Origin of the sequence: Amycolatopsis sp. NPDC051061, from assembly GCF_040682935.1 — a bacterium.
Taxonomy (GTDB): Bacteria; Actinomycetota; Actinomycetes; order Mycobacteriales; family Pseudonocardiaceae; genus Amycolatopsis.
The window spans coordinates 25,715-43,229 of sequence record NZ_JBFBBZ010000043.1; the positions used below are offsets into that span (position 1 = coordinate 25,715).

At 72.1% G+C, this 17,515-nt stretch carries 18 protein-coding genes; 10 read left to right on the top strand and 8 right to left on the bottom strand.

The features are described from left to right. Positions 1-3: 3 nt before the first annotated feature. Entirely contained in the window at positions 4-1,602 is a 1,599-nt protein-coding gene (locus AB0N03_RS39915) for an ABC transporter substrate-binding protein (protein WP_364383656.1), read from the bottom strand. Between the two features lie 207 nt (positions 1,603-1,809). On the opposite strand from AB0N03_RS39915, the gene AB0N03_RS39920 reads away from it, so the two are divergent. The 3 genes from AB0N03_RS39920 (at position 1,810) to AB0N03_RS39930 (ending at position 5,940) form a co-directional block, all read left to right on the top strand. Continuing rightward, complete coding sequence (locus AB0N03_RS39920) at positions 1,810-2,535, top strand: FadR/GntR family transcriptional regulator (RefSeq protein ID WP_364383659.1); 726 nt, start codon at positions 1,810-1,812, stop codon at positions 2,533-2,535. Positions 2,536-2,647: 112 nt separating this feature from the next. Further along, on the top strand, positions 2,648-4,777 hold the full coding sequence (locus AB0N03_RS39925; protein WP_364383662.1) for a hypothetical protein: 2,130 nt from the start codon (positions 2,648-2,650) through the stop codon (positions 4,775-4,777). A 14-nt stretch (positions 4,778-4,791) separates the two neighbouring features. After that, on the top strand, positions 4,792-5,940 hold the full coding sequence (locus AB0N03_RS39930; protein ID WP_364383665.1) for a S8 family serine peptidase: 1,149 nt from the start codon (positions 4,792-4,794) through the stop codon (positions 5,938-5,940). A gap of 48 nt (positions 5,941-5,988) precedes the next feature. On the opposite strand, the gene AB0N03_RS39935 is transcribed toward AB0N03_RS39930, so the two are convergent. From AB0N03_RS39935 to AB0N03_RS39955, 5 genes are all read right to left on the bottom strand, one after another. Next, the gene (locus tag AB0N03_RS39935; protein ID WP_364383668.1) at positions 5,989-6,642 is read right to left on the bottom strand and encodes a response regulator transcription factor; all 654 of its coding nucleotides are present in this window, start codon (positions 6,640-6,642) and stop codon (positions 5,989-5,991) included. Between the two features lie 2 nt (positions 6,643-6,644). Then, entirely contained in the window at positions 6,645-7,034 is a 390-nt protein-coding gene (locus AB0N03_RS39940; protein ID WP_364383671.1) for a hypothetical protein, read from the bottom strand. A 29-nt stretch (positions 7,035-7,063) separates the two neighbouring features. Then, positions 7,064-8,272, bottom strand: a complete 1,209-nt coding sequence (locus tag AB0N03_RS39945) for a cytochrome P450 (RefSeq protein WP_364383674.1) — start codon at positions 8,270-8,272, stop codon at positions 7,064-7,066. Positions 8,273-8,578: 306 nt separating this feature from the next. Beyond that, on the bottom strand, positions 8,579-9,967 hold the full coding sequence (locus AB0N03_RS39950; protein WP_364383677.1) for an aspartate aminotransferase family protein: 1,389 nt from the start codon (positions 9,965-9,967) through the stop codon (positions 8,579-8,581). Positions 9,968-10,084: 117 nt separating this feature from the next. Then, positions 10,085-10,579: an Lrp/AsnC family transcriptional regulator gene (locus tag AB0N03_RS39955; protein WP_286003766.1), complete on the bottom strand. Its 495-nt coding sequence runs from the start codon at positions 10,577-10,579 to the stop codon at positions 10,085-10,087. Between the two features lie 170 nt (positions 10,580-10,749). On the opposite strand from AB0N03_RS39955, the gene AB0N03_RS39960 reads away from it, so the two are divergent. Then, a complete protein-coding gene (locus tag AB0N03_RS39960) occupies positions 10,750-12,126 on the top strand; it encodes an APC family permease (RefSeq protein ID WP_364383680.1) in 1,377 nt (458 codons plus the stop codon). A gap of 1 nt (position 12,127) precedes the next feature. On the opposite strand, the gene AB0N03_RS39965 is transcribed toward AB0N03_RS39960, so the two are convergent. Beyond that, on the bottom strand, positions 12,128-12,676 hold the full coding sequence (locus tag AB0N03_RS39965) for a copper resistance CopC family protein (RefSeq protein ID WP_364383683.1): 549 nt from the start codon (positions 12,674-12,676) through the stop codon (positions 12,128-12,130). 125 nt (positions 12,677-12,801) lie between these two features. Here AB0N03_RS39965 and AB0N03_RS39970 point away from each other — a divergent pair, with 125 nt between their 5' ends. Genes AB0N03_RS39970 through AB0N03_RS39990 form a run of 5 tightly spaced genes read left to right on the top strand, consistent with a single transcriptional unit; the run spans position 12,802 to position 15,993 of the window. Further along, the gene (locus AB0N03_RS39970; RefSeq protein WP_364383686.1) at positions 12,802-13,269 is read left to right on the top strand and encodes a hypothetical protein; all 468 of its coding nucleotides are present in this window, start codon (positions 12,802-12,804) and stop codon (positions 13,267-13,269) included. Next, the gene (locus AB0N03_RS39975; RefSeq protein ID WP_364383689.1) at positions 13,262-14,425 is read left to right on the top strand and encodes a PPE domain-containing protein; all 1,164 of its coding nucleotides are present in this window, start codon (positions 13,262-13,264) and stop codon (positions 14,423-14,425) included. The genes AB0N03_RS39970 and AB0N03_RS39975 overlap by 8 nt, the downstream gene beginning before the upstream one ends. Next, positions 14,422-14,715 (top strand): type VII secretion target, encoded by a 294-nt coding sequence (locus AB0N03_RS39980; RefSeq protein WP_364383691.1) that lies wholly within the window; start codon positions 14,422-14,424, stop codon positions 14,713-14,715. Before AB0N03_RS39975 ends, AB0N03_RS39980 begins: the two co-directional genes overlap by 4 nt. Further along, positions 14,708-15,400, top strand: coding sequence for a hypothetical protein (locus AB0N03_RS39985; protein WP_364383694.1), 693 nt, complete (start codon positions 14,708-14,710; stop codon positions 15,398-15,400). The genes AB0N03_RS39980 and AB0N03_RS39985 overlap by 8 nt, the downstream gene beginning before the upstream one ends. Before the next feature lie 29 nt (positions 15,401-15,429). Further along, the gene (locus AB0N03_RS39990; protein WP_364383697.1) at positions 15,430-15,993 is read left to right on the top strand and encodes a hypothetical protein; all 564 of its coding nucleotides are present in this window, start codon (positions 15,430-15,432) and stop codon (positions 15,991-15,993) included. On the opposite strand, the gene AB0N03_RS39995 is transcribed toward AB0N03_RS39990, so the two are convergent. Then, entirely contained in the window at positions 15,905-16,690 is a 786-nt protein-coding gene (locus tag AB0N03_RS39995; protein WP_364383700.1) for a helix-turn-helix transcriptional regulator, read from the bottom strand. The two genes, AB0N03_RS39990 and AB0N03_RS39995, sit on opposite strands and share 89 nt — an antisense overlap. Before the next feature lie 48 nt (positions 16,691-16,738). Here AB0N03_RS39995 and AB0N03_RS40000 point away from each other — a divergent pair, with 48 nt between their 5' ends. Next, positions 16,739-17,512: an ESX secretion-associated protein EspG gene (locus AB0N03_RS40000; protein WP_364383702.1), complete on the top strand. Its 774-nt coding sequence runs from the start codon at positions 16,739-16,741 to the stop codon at positions 17,510-17,512. Positions 17,513-17,515 lie beyond the last annotated feature (3 nt).

Here is a 17,515-nt window from a genome sequence, read left to right on the forward strand (position 1 = left end):
CTCTTAGACCGGCTTGGCCTGGTTCAGGTAGATGCCCGGGTAGCCCTGGGCGCGTACACCGGAGATCGCCTTCGGGTCCCACGCCGTGCCGAGCTGGGTGAACACGACCGGGTAGATGACGGCCTGCTCGGAGATCCGGTCCAGCAGCTGCTTGTTCAGCGTCGTCCGCTTGGCCTCGTCCGTCTCGGCGGCGGCCTGGTCCTGCAGGGCGAGCAGGGACTGGGCGTCGGAGCCGGTGAAGCGGGCGTACTTGCTCGTGAGGATGGACTTGGCGTCGTAGTAGTACCGGATCATCAGGTCGGGGTCGTTGCCGAACTGCAGCGGGTTGTTCGTCGTGGCGACGACCTGGAAGTCGGTGCCCGCGTCCAGCTTGGAGAACAGCGCCTTGGTGTCCTGGGAGTCCAAAGTGGTCTGGACGCCGATCGCGTCCCAGCCCTCCTTGATCACCTTGACGCAGTCGGCGACCAGCGAGGTGTTCGTCGTGGACAACGTCACCTTCAGCCCGGTGGCGCCGGCCTGCTGCAGCAGCTGCTTCGCCTTCTCGGGGTTGTAGACGAAGTCCTGCGACGCCGGCTGCGAGGACGGCAGCTTCGGGTTGATGAACGACGTGCCGGGCGAGCCGGCGCCCTTCAGCCCGATGTCGATCATCTTCTGCTTGTCGATGGCGTAGTGCAGGGCTTGGCGGACCAGGTTGCTGTCGAACGGCTTGTGCGCGGTGTTGAAGAGCAGGAAGAGGTTGTTGCCGCCGTCGGCGAACTCGACCGTCCGGCCGGCCTTGCGGAGCTGGTCGGCGTTGGCGGCCGGGATGTTCTCGGCGATCTGCGCGTCCGGCTTGGCGCCGGAGATCGCGGCGACGCGCGGGGCGGAGTCCACGATGGACTTCCAGAGCATCTTGTCGTACGCCGCCGGGCGCGGGCCGTTGTAGTCGGCGAACTTCTCGAAACTGGTGTGGCTCAGCGGCGCCTGCTCGACGACCTTGTACGGGCCGGAGCCGACGACCTTGCCGCCCTTGGCGTCGTCCCACTTCCCGTCGTAGACGTGCTTCGGGACGATCTTGCAGCACTGGATCCGCTGCAACGCGTAGGGGAACGGGAACTTGAGGACGAACTCCACCGCGCGGTCGCCGGTCTTGCGGACTTCCTGCAGCCAATGGGAGAAGAAGCTGTGGATCAGCACGTTCTCCTTCTCGTCGAGCGCGCGGGCGTAGGTGAAGACGACGTCGTCCGCGGTCACGGGCTGGCCGTCGTGCCACTTCGCGCCGTCGCGGAGCTCGAACTTCAGGCTGGTGCCGCCGACGTCGGCGGGCAGCGCCTTCGCCAGGCCGGGGAAGGGGGCGCGGGTGATCGGGTCACCCTCCACGAGGGATTCGTAGCAGTGCAGGATCGCGGCCATCGAGAACGCGGACGCGGTCTGCAGCGGGTCCCACGTCTGGTTGTTGCCGTAGCCGACGACGGCGGTCAGCGAGCCCGCCGAACTGCCGGTCTTGTTGGTGGACGCCGGCCCCCCGCACGCGGCGAGCACGGTCGGGAACGCCAAAGCCGCCCCGGCGAAGGTGGTGTAGCGCAGCAACTGGCGCCGGCTGAGCGACGGGCTCTGGGACATCGCTGTCTCCTGCGGGCCTCGAACGGTAGGACATGGGACGTCCTATGACCGGCGTGAGCCTAGGATGCGTTCGCGTGCCGGTCAAGACCAGCTCTTCGGGGGTTCCGGGTGGCGAAGCCCCCGGCCCGGGGCGAAGGCCCGGATGTCACAGCCTTCTGGACGTATGACGTAGGATGTCCTCTTACGACGCATCCGGGGAGGACAGCAGTGGCCCGTCCGCAGCGCAGCGAAGAGATCACCAAGCGCATCATCGACCTGATCGTCGAGCGGGAGCTCCCGCCGGGCGCACCCATGCCCACCGAGCTGAGCCTGATGGAGGACATCGGCGTCAGCCGCAACTCGATCCGCGAGGCGATCAAGGCCCTGCAGGCCCTCGGCATCGTCGAGATCCGCCACGGCTACGGCACGTTCGTCGGCTCGGCCGGGTCGGAGTCGCTGCAGACGTGGCTGCTGTTCCGGACCCGCGCCCGCGGCGCCACCGACGTCGGGCGGCTGCGCGACCTCCTGGAGGTGCGGGAGATGCTCGAGACCGAGCTGACCCGCCGCGTCGCCACCGACCACCGGCCCGGGCTCGTCGACGAGCTGCAGGCCTGCGTCACGCGGATGAAGCGCAAGGGCCCGGACGCCGCGGAAGCCGACCGCGAGTTCCACGACCTCATCTGCGCCGAGGCCGGCTTCGACCTCGCGCGCGAGCTCACCGGGTTGTTCTGGGACGTCTACCGGATCGCCGAAAGCGAGTTCGGCGGACCGGCGGCCTCGCCGACGGCCACCGCGAAGCGGCACCAGGTCATCGTCGACGCGCTCCTGCTGCGCGACGCCGACGCCGCGGCCGAAGCCGTGCACCGGCACTTCGACGAGGTCCGCAAGCGCGCGAAAGCCGGTCCGTACGGCGGTTTCGGCGTCGCGCGGCCGATTCCGGCGGCCCATTCCTGACTCTCGGTGGTTGACCCGTTCGAGGTAACTTCCGGAAGGTCGAGAACCGGACTCAACGGGTCCGGCGTCTGGCTCGTCGGTAGTGGTGATCAACGACCACACGGAGGCGCCAGTGCGAAGAAGACTTTCGGTGTTCGCGGTCCTGCTCGCCGGTTCGGCGGGGCTGACCGGGCTCGCCCCGCCGGCCGCGGTGGCCGCGGTGGCCGCGGCCACCGCCACGCTGCCCACCGGTGACCGGGTCACCGTCCGGACCACCGCGGACGGCCGGTCCCGGTACGAGATCCAGCCCGCCGCCGCGAAGGGCATGGCTCGGGCGCTGGTCCACCTGCGCCTGGGCGAACGCGACTACGAGGTCCCCGGCACCGCGCTCCCCTACCTGGGGCGCGGGCTGGACCTGAGCCTGTTCGACGTCCAGGCGCTCCTGACCGGCGCGTCGGCCCCGGTCGACCCGGCGACGTTCGGCGCCGCTTTGGCGAAGCAGTTCAAGGAAGACAACGCGAAGGGCCACTTCGGGGGTCAGGGGCTCTTCGCCGGGGGTAAGACTTACGCGCTCTCGGGGACACCGGCGCGGCGGGCTGCCCAGCCCCGCTCGGTGCTGCGCACGGTGTCGGTCGACGCCGACGACATCGCGGGCAAACCGGCCGACACCGGCGTCGCGTTCCTGTACAACACCGACGACGGGAACCTGCTCGACCCGAACGAAAATGTGAACTACTTCTCGGGTGGCACGGCGAAGTTCAGCGCGCCGGACGGGAATTACAGCGCGCTCGGCCTGTTCTGGACCGCCGACGCCGACGGCAACCCGACCGAGGTGCGGTTCAGCGCGCAGCCCGAGTTCGCGGTGAAGGCCGACAAGACGGTCCGGGTGGACGCTTCCCGCGCCTCCAGCAAGGTCACCTGGGTGACGCCGCGGCCCGCGTTGCTCGACGACACCGGGTTCCTGTTCCGCCGGGCCGCGAAGACCGGCCCGGCGCTGCTCGTCGACTTCGACGCCGGGCCCGGCGTGCCGATCTCGGTGTCGCCGACGGCCGTCCCGGTCCGGACCGGCGCGCTGCAGACGTACCCGTACAGCAGGCTGGTGTCCCCTCCGGCACCGGGCACGCCGTACGAATACGTGCTGCAGAAGGCTTCGGTGGGCACCATTCCGCAGCAGCGGTACATGATCACGGCGAAGGACGTCGCTGCGGTGGACGCGACCTACTTCAGCGAGTACGCGACGCTCGGGCGGCGGCAGCGCAGCGGGATGTTCTCCTTCGAGGACAGCAGCGGCCGGGTGTCGCACCCGATCGAAACGCCGCGGAAGCAGACCGAGTACGTCTCGGCCGCGCCGGACCTGCGCTGGTTCGGCGGGTTCTCGAAGTACATGCCGCCGGGGCCGTTCCCCGCCTGGGCCGGGGGCCAGTACGAGCCGTTCCACGCCTACACCGGCGGCACGACGGTCACGGAGGACTGGAACAAGTTCCCGCTGCACCCGGCGGGTGGCGTGGCGCTGCTGCCGCTGTCCGACGGCAGCGCGCCGGAGATCCCGGCCGCGACGCGCGCCGGCGACCTGCTGCGGCTGTCGATCACGCCGTTCAGCGACAACCAGCCCGGGCACACCGGGTTCGGCTTCTCCGGCGAACCGACGGACACGATGACCGGGCACTACACGCTGACCCAGGACGGCGCGACGATCGCCGAGGGCAGCCCGGTGGGAGCGACCGAACTGGCGCTGGAGCAGGAGGTCGCGGCCGGGCCGTCGACCCTGGGGCTCACGATCGACGCGGGCCGCACCGGCCCGATGTACCACCAGAGCACGGCGACCCACACCGAGTGGACGTGGCAGTCCCGGCACGCCGACGGCACGCTCCCACCGGCCCTGTACTGCGCCCGGGGCGCGGAGGGCCGGGACCGGACGTGTGCGGTCGAACCGATGCTGACGCTGGGGTACGCGGTCGGCGGGCTGCGGCCGGACGGCTCGACGCCGTCGGGTCCCCAGGGCCTCGACCTCACGGTGGGGCACCTGCAGCAGAGTGCGGGTTCTCCGGTGACCGGCGCGACGGTCCAGTACTCGACCGACGGCACGACCTGGCAGAACGCGACGGTCACGCCTCGCGGCGACGGGGTCTTCCACGCGGACTTCGCCGCGACCACGGACACGTTCCGCGGCGGCGACGTCTCCCTGCGCGTGACGGCTTCCGACGCGGCCGGGGCGACCGTGGCCGAAACGATCACCGCCGCCTACCACGTCTACGCGTCCTGAGGGGACGGTCCACTGTGCACAGATCGATCATCGGCGTGCTGAGCGCCGTGGTGGTCGCCGCGGGCGCCTTCGCCCCGGCGGCGTCCGCCGCACCGATGCCGCGCGCGGCGTGTCCGGACCGGCCCGGTGTGGCGCATTGCCTCACCACGTACACGCCTGGTGCGGTACGCGCCTTGGCCGACGGCCCGATCGGCTGGGGCGCCGACGACCTGGCCTCGGCCTACCGGCTGCCTTCCGACGCGGGGCCGGACACCGTCGTCGGCATCTCGATCGCCTACGACGCACCGAACCTGGAGGCGGACCTCGCTGCCTACCGGGCGCGGTACGGCCTGCCGCCGTGCACGACGGCGAACGGCTGCTTCCGCAAGGTGAACCAGCAGGGTCTGTCCGCTCCCCTGCCCGAAGCGGATTTCGGCTGGGCGATGGAGTCCACTTTGGACGTGTCGATGGTGTCGGCGGCGTGCCCGTCGTGCCGTCTCGTGGTCGTCGAAGGCAACACGCCCGGGTTCGCCGACCTGGCGGAGACGGAGGACACCGCGGTCCGGCTGGGGGCGAAGGTGGTGTCGAACAGCTACGGCGCGCGGGAAAGCGGCGCACCACTGGCGTTCGGGAGCCACTACCAGCATCCGGGGGTGACGGTGGTGGCGTCCTCGGGTGACGCGGGCTTCACCGCGGCCAGCTACCCGGCGGTCCTGGCGACCACGGTCGCGGTCGGCGGGACGACGCTGGCGCGTGACCCGTCTTCGGCCCGAGGCTGGGCGGAGTCGGCGTGGCAGTACGGCGGCAGCGGTTGCTCGGCGTACATCGCGAAGCCGTCGTGGCAGAAGGACACGCACTGCGGCAAGCGAACGGTCGCGGACGTCGCGTCGGCGGCGGAGGACATCGCGATCCACTACACGGACGCGGGCGGCTGGCTCCCGGCGAACGGCACCAGCGCGTCGGCGCCGTACATCGCGGGCCTGATCGGCCGCTCGGGCCAGGCGGGCGTGACCCGGCCATCGACGATCTACGCGCACGCGTCCCAGTTCGTCGACGTCACGGCGGGCAACAACGACCCGTCGGGCGCCGGGAAGAAGTGCGGCAACGACTACCTGTGCGTGGCCGGTCCGGGCTACGACGCCCCGACCGGAGTGGGGGTCCCCGACGGCCTGACCGGCTTCTGAAGTCCGTGAAGGCCTCCTTACCGGCTCTTATGGCCGGCAAGGAGGCCTTCACGGCCGTTCGGTGCCGGGCCGGCACAGCCCCCGCTCGTACGCCAGCAACCCCGCCTCGGTCCGGTGCGCGCACCCCAGCTTCCGCACCACCTGGGCCACCAGGTTCCGGACCACCGGCTCCGGCAGCTCCAGTCGCGAAGCGATCTCCGTGTCGGTCAGCGCGGACCCCACTCCGACCAGCACCTCACGCTCCCGCAGGGACAACCGGTCCACCCCGGCCAGCCGCTCGTCCCGCGGCCCCGACAACCGCGTCGCCGCCGACACCAGGCGGCGGGAAGCGTCCGGTGAGAGCACCACGTGCCCGTCCGCTGCCAGCCGGACCACCTTGATCAGCTCGTTGCGCCGCGCCGAGCGCAGCAGGTACCCCGACGCCCCGTCGCGCAACGCCCGCAGGATCCCCGCGTCGGAGTCGAACGTCACCAAAGCCACCACCGCCGGGCGGCGGAACACCGGCCCCAGCGATCCCAGCCGCAGGTCCAGCAGCACCACGTCCGGCAGCCGGCTGCGGAGAGTCGCGCGGGCTGTGGGCGCGTCGGACGCCGAGCCGATCAGCTCGATGCCGTCGGCCTCGGCCAGCAGGGAACCCAGGCGGGACCGCACCGCCGGGTCGCGTTCGGCCACCAGGACCCGGACCGGCGGTGGAGGCAGCACGGTCAGTCCTTGGGCCGCAGGCGGATCAGCGGCAGGTCGGTCCGCGACGCGCCCACCAGGTCACGCCCGCCCGGGCCGCGCAGCCGCAGCTCGCGAAACCGCACCGAAGACAGCTGCGCCGCTTCGATCGGGTACACGTCGCCGTAGCGCTTGATCTTGTCGACCAGTTCCTTGCCCAGCAGCTCCACCAGCCCCGCGTGCCGGCTCGCGCCGCCGCCGAGGGGCACGTCCAGCTGCTTGCGAACCTCGGGAAACCGCTGATCCAGCTCCACGGCCAGCTGGTGGATCGTGACGTAGGCCGGGCCGAACTCCGACGCGTCCGGCCCCGGTGGGATCTCCGTCAGCACCTTGATGAGCTTGTCGTCCATCCCGAGTTTGTCCCACAGGGTCACGTTTTCCTCCTGTCGTGGCCGCCGCAGGTCTACCAGAGGACCGGCACGCGGTCCACTCCCCCGGTGACCCGGTTCGTCCGGACCTCCAGCTCACCGACCGGCACCGCCAACCGGAGCCCCGGGAACCGGCGGAACAGCGAGCCGAACACGACGCGCAGCTCCGTGCGGGCGAGACTCGCGCCGATGCAGAACCAGCCGCCGTAAGCGAACGCCACGTGCGAGTTCGGCTTGCGCTCGGGGTCGAACTCCGCGGCGGCGGGGAACACCGACGAGTCCCGGTTCGCCGCCGCCAGCGACAGGACGACGGCGTCGCCCCGGGCGATCGTCACCCCGCCGAGCTCGACGTCGTCGTGCGCGTACCGCAGGACGCCGAGCCCGCCCGGCGCGGACAGCCGCAGGATCTCCTCGACGACGCCGTGCGTCCGGCCCTCGGGGTCGGCGGCCAGCGCGTCGCGCCGCGCGAGGTCGGTGAGCAGGTACAGGACGCCGAGGTCGATGCGGTTGGACGTCGTCTCGTGGCCGGCGAACAGCAAGCCGGCGGCCAGCCGCGCGAGGTCGCCGTCGGTGAACGCCGGGTCGTCGGCCTGCGCCCGGACCATGTCGGAGACGACGTCCTGACCGGGTGAGCGCCGCTTGACCTCCGCCAGCCGGCCCATGTACTCGGCGAACTCGTCGAGCGCCGCGCCGGCGCCGGAGCCGATGTCCATCCGGCCCATCCGCTCGGACAGGACCCGGAAGGTGGCGCGGTCTTCGTACGGCACGCCGAGCAGCTCGCAGATCACCAGCACCGGCAGCGGGAACGACAGGTGTTCGTGCAGGTCGACGGGCTCGTCCGCGCGCCGGGCGTGCTCCAGGGCGTCGAAACAGCCGTCGGCCAGCTCCTGGACGTGACCGGCGAGCCGCCGGATCCGGTTGGCGGAGAACGCGGGCACGAGCATCTTCCGCATCCGCGCGTGCTCCACGTGCTCGGTTTCGTGGTCGCCCTGCGGCCGGCTGAGGATCGCCGCGTCCGACAGCGCCGACGCGGTTTCCGGCGCCGGGTGCGAGCGGCCGAAGCGCGGGTCCGTGAACACCGCGCGGACCTGATCGAACCCGGTGACCAGCCACGCCGGGTCGCCGGTCGGGGTGGTCACCGGCACGACCGGGCCCTGCCGGCGCAGCACCTCGAAGAGCGGGGCGATCTCCAGGACGTTCGGCCGTTCGAACGGCAGGCGCGGGGTGCCCGTGGTCGCGGTCATCGGGTTCTCCTCCCGGGGTGCGCGGCCGGTCGGCGCGGACGCGGGCGGCCCGGTCACCGGCCGCTCCCCCCGGTCCCCCGCGCTCCACGGTACCCAGAAACCCGCGCGAGGGCGGGGAACGCGCGATTCCCCGCCCTTTCGGGCCAACACCGGCGCCGGCCGCAACGTCCTGAATGAGTCATTCAGGGCTGGGGAGGTCCTGAATGACTCATTCAAGACCTTGGTGGGGACACGCTCCGCCGCCACACCGGACCGAAACTGTCGGTGCCCTCCGCTAGCGTGGATACCGGGGGCCGGAGGTCCGCCCTACAGCAGTTTCCAAGCCTGAGTGAGCGTCTCGCGCAGGATCTGCTCCATCTCGTCGAACTGCGCCTGGTCGCAGATCAGCGGCGGCGACAGCTGCACGACCGGCTCGGCCCGATCGTCGGCCCGGCAGTACAGCCCGGCCTCGAACAACGCGTCCGACAGGAACCCGCGCAGCACCCGCTCGGATTCCGGGCCGCTGAACGTCTCCTTGGTCGCCTTGTCCTTCACCAGCTCGATGCCGTAGAAGAACCCGGCCCCCCGGACGTCCCCGACGATCGGCAGGTCGGTCAGCTTGTCCAAAGTGGACCGGAAGGCGTCCTCCCGGGAAAGCACGTGGTCGTACAGACCCTCACGATCCATCAAATCGAGGTTCGCCAGCGCGACGGCGCACGACACCGGATGCCCGCCGTAGGTCGAGCCGTGCATGAACGTCGTCGCACCACGGGTGAACGGTTCCATCAACCGCTCCGAAGCCAGCACCGCGCCCAGCGGCGCGTACCCGGACGTCAGGCCCTTCGCCGTCGTGATGATGTCCGGCTGGTAGCCGTAGCGCTTGGCGGCGAAGTCGTACCCGATGCGGCCGAACGCGCAGATCACCTCGTCGGACACCAGCAGCACGTCGTGCTTGTCGCAGATCTCCCGCACCCGCGCGAAGTACCCCGGCGGCGGCACGAAGCAGCCACCGGTGTTCTGCACGGGCTCGAGGAACACCGCGGCGACGGTGTCGGCACCTTCGAACTCGATGGCCTGCTCGATCTGATCGGCGGCCCAGCGCCCGTAGGCCTCGTAGTCGTCGGCGTGCTCGGGCGCGCGGTAGAAGTTCGTGTTCGGCACGCGCAGGGTGCTCGGCACGAGCGGCTCGAAGTCGGCCTTCGCGGCCGGGATGCCGGTGATCGACAGCGCGCCCTGCGACGTCCCGTGGTAGGCCAGCGCGCGGCTGATCACCTTGTGCTTGGCAGGCTTGCCGACGAGCTTGAAGTACTGCTTGGCGAGCTTCCACGCCGTTTCGACCGACTCGCCGCCGCTCACGGTGAAGAACACGCGGTTCAGGTCACCGGGGGCCGCTTCGGCCAACCGTGAGGCCAGCTCGATGGCCGTCGGGTGCGCGTGGCCCCACAGCGGGAAGTAGGCGAGCTGCTTCGTCTGCCGCGCGGCGGCTTCGGCGAGCTCCTCGCGGCCGTGGCCGACCTGGACCGCGAACAGGCCGGCGAGCCCGTCCAGGTAGCGCTTCCCGCGGGCGTCCCAGATGTACGCACCCTCGCCGCGCACGATCACCGGGACGTCGGTCTCGTCGAAGGCGGAGTGGCGCGTGAAGTGCATCCAGAGGTTGCTGCGGGCGGACTGCGCGAGGCTCGAAGCCACAGCGGTGTCTTCGGCGGTAGTGGTCATGCCTCGGTTATCGCACGCCCCAGCCCCTCGACGCAAGCGATTCAGTCGTCCAGACGAATCTGCTCAACTAATCCATGGTCAATATCCTCGGTAAGTCTTCGGATTTAGTCGTCACCCTCAGCGAGAGCCCCACTGGTAGGTCTGCTTCCGCAGCTTGAGGTAGACCATCGCCTCCGCGTGCCGGACGCCCGGCAGCGCGCGGATCCGCGTCGAGATCAGCTGGAGCAGCGCCTCGTCGTCCGCGCAGACGGCCTCGCAGAGCAGGTCGTAGCGCCCGGCGCAGAGGATCACATACGCGATTTCGTCCATTTCGGCCAGTGCGTCGCCGACCGGTTCGAGGGGCCCCTCGACGGTGATGGCGATCATCGCCTGCCGGAAGAGCCCGACCTGCAAGGGATCCGAGACGGCGACGATCTGGATGACGCCGGAGTCGGACAGCCGCTGCACCCGCTGCCGGACGGCGGCCTCCGACAGGCCGACCGCCTTGCCGATCGTGGCGTACGCGCGCCGGCCGTCCTCTTGGAGCTGCGCGATGATCTGCCGCGAGATGTCGTCGAGCACCGGCGGCGCGGGCCGGCTGGGGGTGTCCTGGCTGCTCACCCCCCGGATCATCCCCGACGCGGGCGACACAGGGCAAACGCGGCACCTTGGTCACGATCAGTGACTAAATCCGAAGACTCAGGCCCAGCCAGACAACGAATTCAGTCGTCTCAGTGGCGTTGACAACACCGAATCGGTGTTGTTCCATCCGTCGCACCTTGCCCCGGCCGGAGGGAACGCCCATGCCCCGCACTCCCGCCCCGCCCGAAACCGGCCCCGCCACCGCGCCCGCCGGTCCCCGCACGCTGACCCGCTCCATCGGCGTCGGCGGCGGCACCCTGCTCACGCTCAGCTGCGTGACGCCGGCGTCGTCGCTGTTCGTCCTCGTGCCGCCGCTGTTCGCCGACCTCGGCACCGGCACCGCGCTCGCCATCGCCCTCGCGGTGCTGCTCTGCGTCGGGATCGCCTTCTGCTACTCCGAGCTCGGCACGCTGGTGCCGAGCGCCGGCGGCGAGTACGCGATGGTGACGACGGTGGCGAACCGGTTCGCCGGCTGGCTGACCTTCATGCTGTCGTTCATCGTCATCCTCGTCGTGCCCCCGATCATCGCGATCGGCGTCGCCGGCTATGTCGCCGCGGTCGCCGACATCAACCCTTCGGTGGCCGGGGCGCTGGTGATGCTCGCGTCGACCGTGATGGGCCTGCTGAACCTGCGCTCCAACGCCTGGATCACCGGGATCTTCCTGGTCATCGAGGTCGTCGCGATCTTCGTCGTGTCGCTGCTCGGGTTCACCCACACCACGCAGAGCCCGGCCGTGCTGGTCGAACCGAGCCTCGGCACGAGCGGGATCGGCCTGATCGCCGTCGTCGCCGGGCTCGCCGTCGCGTTGTTCGTCGTCCAGGGCTTCAGCACGGCCGTCTACCTCGCCGAGGAGATGCGCGAACCGCGCAAAACCGTCGCCCGGACCGTGTTCTGGACGCTCGGGATCAGCGCACTGGTCATCCTGGTGCCGGTCGTCGCGGTGACCCTCGCGGTGCCGGACGCGGCCGCGCTCGCCGGCGTCGATCTCACCGCGCTGGTCATCGGCTGGAGCAACGCGGGCGTCGGCGCCGCGATCAGCCTCTGCATCGCGGCGGCGATCGTGAACGCGGTGATCGTCATGGTCATCCAGAACTCGCGCGTGCTCTACGCCTCGGCGCGCGACCAGGCGTGGCCGGCACCGGTGAACCGCGCGATGAGCGTCGTGAGCGAGCGGTTCGGCGCGCCGTGGGTCGCGACGCTCGTGGTCGGGCTGTCCGAAGCCGTCCTCTGCTTCGTGCCGGTGGACACGCTCAGCGGCGTCACCGGGGTCGCCGTCGTCGCGCTTTACCTGAGCGTCGCGGCCGCCGCGCTCGGCGCACGCCGGGCGGCGCACCGGAAGCCGCACGTGTGGCGCATGCCCGCCTGGCCGGTCGTGCCGGTGCTCGCCGTCGCGGCGCTGGCCTACGTCCTGGTGGAGCAGAGCGCGCTCGACCTCGGCATCACCGCCGGGGTGCTGGTGGTGTCGGCGCTGTACTGGTGGGGCTACCTGCGCCGGCGGCCCGAGCGGTGGGTCGTGACGGTCCCGCGGGAGGAGTAGCTCAGTCCTTCCCGCGGCCCCTCAGCTGACGCAGGCCGACGACGATCACCGCGAGCAGCCCGACGACCCCGACCACGACCCAGATCCAGCCGGGGATGCCGCTGGTGTCCACCGCGGTCGGGGCGGTGGGTGCCTGGGCCTGCTGCTGGACGGCCGTCGTCGGCGCCGCGCCGGAAGAAGCCGCGGCGGCGAGGGTGAAGTGCAGGGTGCCGGTGAGGTTGTCACCGTCCTTCGCGATCACCTTCCAGGTCAGCGTGTAGGCCTGGGCCGGCCCGGACGGCGTCACCGGCGCGGTCACGACGGCGCCGGCCACCGCCGGCGTGCCGACCGTCCAGGCGGTGCCGTCGCGGCCGGTGACCTCGACCGCCTCCGGCGGCAGCGTCACAGGCTCGCCGAAGGTCAGCCGGACCTCCGTCGGCGCGGCCGCGAGCGTGGCACCTTCGGCGGGTGAGCTGGACTCCAGCTCGGTGTGGGCCGAGGCCGGCCCGGCGAGCACGACGAGCCCGATGAGGGCGGCGAGAACGGCTCCGAACGCACGACGCGGGATCATCCGGACATCCTGCCCTATCCGCCCGTGCAGTCTTCGTGTCCACCCGTGCACCCGGGTGGGGGTCCCTTCTCATCGCGGCGCGCATTGGCGAGGATGGACGCCTGGGTGGCGAGGGAAGGACCTCCATGGCGACTGTGCGCGACGAGGCCGACGCGCGGCGGCAGCTGCGTGCCGGACACCAGCCCGAGAAGGACGAACCGAGGGAACACGCCTCGGGTGTCGCGAAGCCGCAGGGCACCGGCGCGGCCGCGCTGGTCGCCGACGGCACCGACGTCCTCGAGCTGGACTACGCCGAGATCGACGCCGCCAAGAACGCCCTCGACGCACGGCACCAGGAGCTGTCCGGCTACCTCGAAAGCGCCCGCGAGCTGGGCGCGCCGCTGGCCGACGGCAAGGGGCCGGTCTCCCACTGGATGCGCCGCTCGTTCGGGCTGCGCGGCGGCGCCGAGGCCGGCGGCGTGCAGGCCGCGCTGGAGTCGTACCTGGCCGAGCTCGCTTCGCTGCGGCAGGCGCTCGACACCGTCGCGGCGGCGCACCGGAGCAACGACGAAGAGGCGGCAGCGTCGCTGCGGGTGGGTGAGGTCGATGCCTGAGTTCCACTCCACGCACCACCAGCCGACCGCGCGTGAGAAGGCGAAGGCGCGGCGGGTGCGTCGCGAGAAAGCCGTGAATGACCGCGAAGCCGCGTTCGGCAAGATCAACTGGGACAGCTACGACCACCGCGAGCTGTGGGACATGGTGCAGTCGGCCGACCCGCCGCGGCTCGGCGAGCAGGCCCACCGGTGGGCCGAGCTCGCCCGGGGCGTCGACACGGCCACCGGCGACGTCCACACGCTCGTGCAGAAGCTGCTGCTGTCGTGGCGCGGGCCGTCGGCGGCGCAGGCCGCGGACTCGGTGCAGAGCCTGACCGGCTGGGCGAGCACGGCGGGCGAGAACGCCCGGCACATCGGCGACGGCCTCGACACCTACACCGCGGCGATCGGCGAAGCCCGGCGGAAGATGCCGGAACCGGTGCACTACTGGGCCGAGCGCTGGTTCAAGGAGGGGTACGCGGTCAAGCGGCTCGACGGGCCCGAAGGCACGTACATGCTGGACGAGCTGCTCGACGACAAGCTGCCGACGAAGAAGCAGGCGGACGACGCCAAGGCCGAGGCGGTCCGCGTGATGGAGCAGTACGAGAGCGCGAGCCACGACGTCCGCCACCGCCTGCCGCCGGCGTTCGACGCGGCGCCGCGGGTCAGTGCGGCGGGTTCGGCCGCGGTGGTTCCGCGCGTGCCTTACGCGCCGGTGGTCGAGGACCCGCCGGTCGGTCACGACCCGGACGACCACCCGGACCGCGGCCCCGGCGAGGTGCCGGACCGGGTGCCGGATGACTCGACCAACACCGCCTCCGCGTTGCCGTCCGCGTTCACCGGAGCCGGCGTGCTGCCCGGCGTCGACGGGGTGATCGGCGCGACCGGGCCGGGAGCTTCCGCCGGACCGGGTTTCGCGGGCTTTGCCGGCCAAAGCGGCTCTGCGGGTTCGTCGAACGAGGGCGGACGGGCCGGTGCCGGGCGCTTCGGGGCCGCGGCATCGGGTTTCGGACCGGGCGCGGCGAGCGGTCGTGGCGCGGGCACGGGGTACGGCATGTACCCGCCGGGCCAGGGCACCCGCCGCGAGGAGGACACCGAGCACCGCGACAAGTACGCCGACGGCTACGACCTGCTCGACGACCTGCCCCCGGCCTATCCCCCGGTGTTCGGCGAATGACCGGCTTCCACGCGGACCCGGCGGCGCTCGACGCCTTGGCACTGCGGCTCGAGGACACGGCATCGGAGTACGGCGAGGCGGCGGGTTCGGTCGAGACGGCGGCTTCCGGTGAGCTGGGCCCGCTGTCGGTGTCGGGTGCGCTCACCGCGCTGACCGGCGCGTGGTCGGGCAGGATACGGGCGGTGGAAACGGACTTCGCGACGGCGGCGGGCAGCGTCCGCGCGGCTGCGAAGGCCTATCGGACCACGGACGCGGCAGCAGCCGACGAGCTGGGCCGAGCCCATGGCTGAGTTCCGCGGCCTCGGCTTCGACCCGGTTCCCGGCCGGCCCGACGCCGTCGCCGAAGCCGCCCGCCACTACGCCGCCGCGGCGGCAAGACTCGGCGAAGTCCCTTCTCCCGGCGAAATCCCCGAGTGGGCCGGCCGGTCCGCACAAGCACTCGCCGACCGCGCCGGACGCGCCGCGGCCGGCCTCGCCGCCGTCCCCGAAGCCCTCCGCGCGGCCGCCGCGATCCTCGACGACTGGGCCGGCACCCTCGTCGCCCACCACCGCCGCGCCGAGGAACTCGATCGCCGGGCCATCGCCGCCCGCCAAGCCGTGACCACCGCCCAAGACGACGTCGAGCAAGCCGAAACCGAAGCACAGTTCTCCCCCGCCACCCGGTCGAACCTCACGGCGGCCCGCACCCGGCTCATCGCCCGGCACGACGACCTCGACCGCGTCCTCGCCGAAGCCCGCGAGCTGGAACGCGCCCACACAACGGAAGCAGCCCGAATCGCCGACCGGCTCCGAGCCCTCGGCGACGGCACTCCCCTGCCGAGTGCTCCGGATTTCCGTGGCGTGGCCACACATCTGGAGACGTTCTCGGCCGTCGGCCGCGAGCTGGGGATCACCGTCGCGAAGACCCCCGTCGTGCCGGTGACACCGCCACCGGGCGCGGTCAGCGCGTTCGCCGCGGCGCTGGGCGGCCGGTGAAACTGCCCGCCGTTCCGGGGATCACCCCGGTGAGCCTGGACTCGGTCGAGCGCACCACGGCCGAGCTGCACGCGCTGATGGCGCGCCTGCGCGGCCCCGACGCCGCCCGCGACCTCGGCCTGGAGGCCGCCGCCGTCCAGTGCGCGGAGATCGCCCACGAGCAGCGGGCCGGGCTGCTGGCCCTGGTCGAACACCGCGACGCCGACCCTGCCCTGCTCATCGCCGGAGTCGTCCCGATCGACGGCACCCTCGACGATGCCGCGGATCTCGGCCACTTCGTCGCCGACACGACCCCCGGGATCCGCGAGGTCAGCCACGCGCGGACCGGCCGCGGCTACCCGGTGGTGATCGTCGAGCGGATCGGCCTGTCCGGCGCGCAGCTGCAGGCCGTCGTCCTCGATCCGGACCGGCCACGCGCGGCGGTGTTCACGCTCCACTCCCCCGGCGGCCGCGGCTGGCTGGAGGTCGCCGGCCTGGCCGGGACGCTCGTCGCCGGCGTCGACCTCACCCCCGCAGCGCCAGCTCGCGGAACTCGCGCGGAGTCCGGCCCGTCGCGCGGCGGAACGTCCGCGAGAAGTGCGGGGCGCTGGTGAACCCGCAGTCGCGCGCGATCTCCCCGATGCCCCGAGCCGCCTTCGCCGGATCCGCCAGCAACGCCTTCGCGCGCTCGACACGCAGGCCCTTCAGCCGTTCCGAAACGCCCTGGCCGTCGTCGAAGAGCTGGTACAGCCGCCGACGCGAGATGTACAGCGCTTCGGCGATCTTGTCCGCGCTGAGCGACTGCTCGCCGAGGTGCGCGCGCATGTACTCGAGCGCTTCACGCCTTCGCGCCGCCAGAGCGTCGACACGGTCGAGTTCGACGCGCAACGCGCTGCGCAGCACCAATTCCGCCAGGCCGAGCAGGTGGTGGGCCAGCCCGTGCGGGTCGAGCCGCGGGCCGGCCGCCACGACGTGCGCCACCGCGCCGGCGAACAGCGAGCGCAGCGGCGCGTCGACCTCGACCGGCCGGAACATCAGCGGCCGCAGTTCGGCGAACGAGATCGACAGCTTCGCCGCTGCGACGGTCAGCATCACGACGCCGGTCGGCAGGAGGTGCAGCGTCGCGTCGGCGTACGTCAGCTTCGCGCCGGACTCGGCCACCGCGCGCGGGACCGGGCAGCGCAGCAGCAGCTGGATGCCTTCGGGGTCGCCGCTGCCGCCGAGGATCGCCGCGCGCGCGGCCGCCGCGCCGGAAGCGCGGACGACGAGGTACCCGCTCGCGGGGACGTCCATCGGGTGCGGCTCGGCCATCGGCACCATCGTGCCCGACGGCGGCCGCACGGCACGGGAAGGGGGACCATGGCGCGGCGCACCGCGACGGCGGCCGGAGTGATCCTGTCGCATCTGGAATTCGATCTCCTCTGGGCGGACCTGGGGCCGGGTGGGCCGCCGCCGTACCCGTTCGACGTGCCGGCGCACGGCACCACGCACGCCGAGCGCGACGACCTGGGCGTGCGCGTCTTCGCCGGTCTGGCCGAAGCGGGCCTCACGGACGGCGACGACGTCGACCCGGGGCTGGCTGACTTGTTCGTGGTGCTGGGTGCGCCGTCGCTGAGCGTCGATGCGCTGGTGCTGGGCGAAGCGCCGTGGCGGCTGCTCGCGGCGGTGCGGGACGCGGCCGGGGTGCTCGCGGTGCTGGACGAGCGTGACCTGGTGCTGGAACCGCTGCGCCCGGCCGAGCTGGTCCCCGCGGTGGCCCGGATGCTCGGCGACGCCGAGGCGGGCCCGGGCGACCAGCTCCGCCTCCCCCGCGCGACGTACTCGGCGGCGATGGACGCGTACGCGCGCAGCGGTTACGACGCGTTCGAGCGGGCGCTGGGCGCGGCCGGGATCACCGGCCGCGCGGTCCGTCCGCTGGCGACGCTGGTGACGGCCGAGCGGTATGCGGCGGGCCAGCTGGCGGCGACCGGTCCGGCGGGCCGCACCCCGGTCCTGGCCTGGTTCGACACGGCGGCCGGCCGGTACGCGGTGACGCCGGAGGACGTGGCCGGCGAGCCGTGGGTGATGGTCACCCCGGCCGACGGCGCTTGGCTGGCCGACCGCTTGACCCGGCTGGTCGACGACGCCCGCTGACCG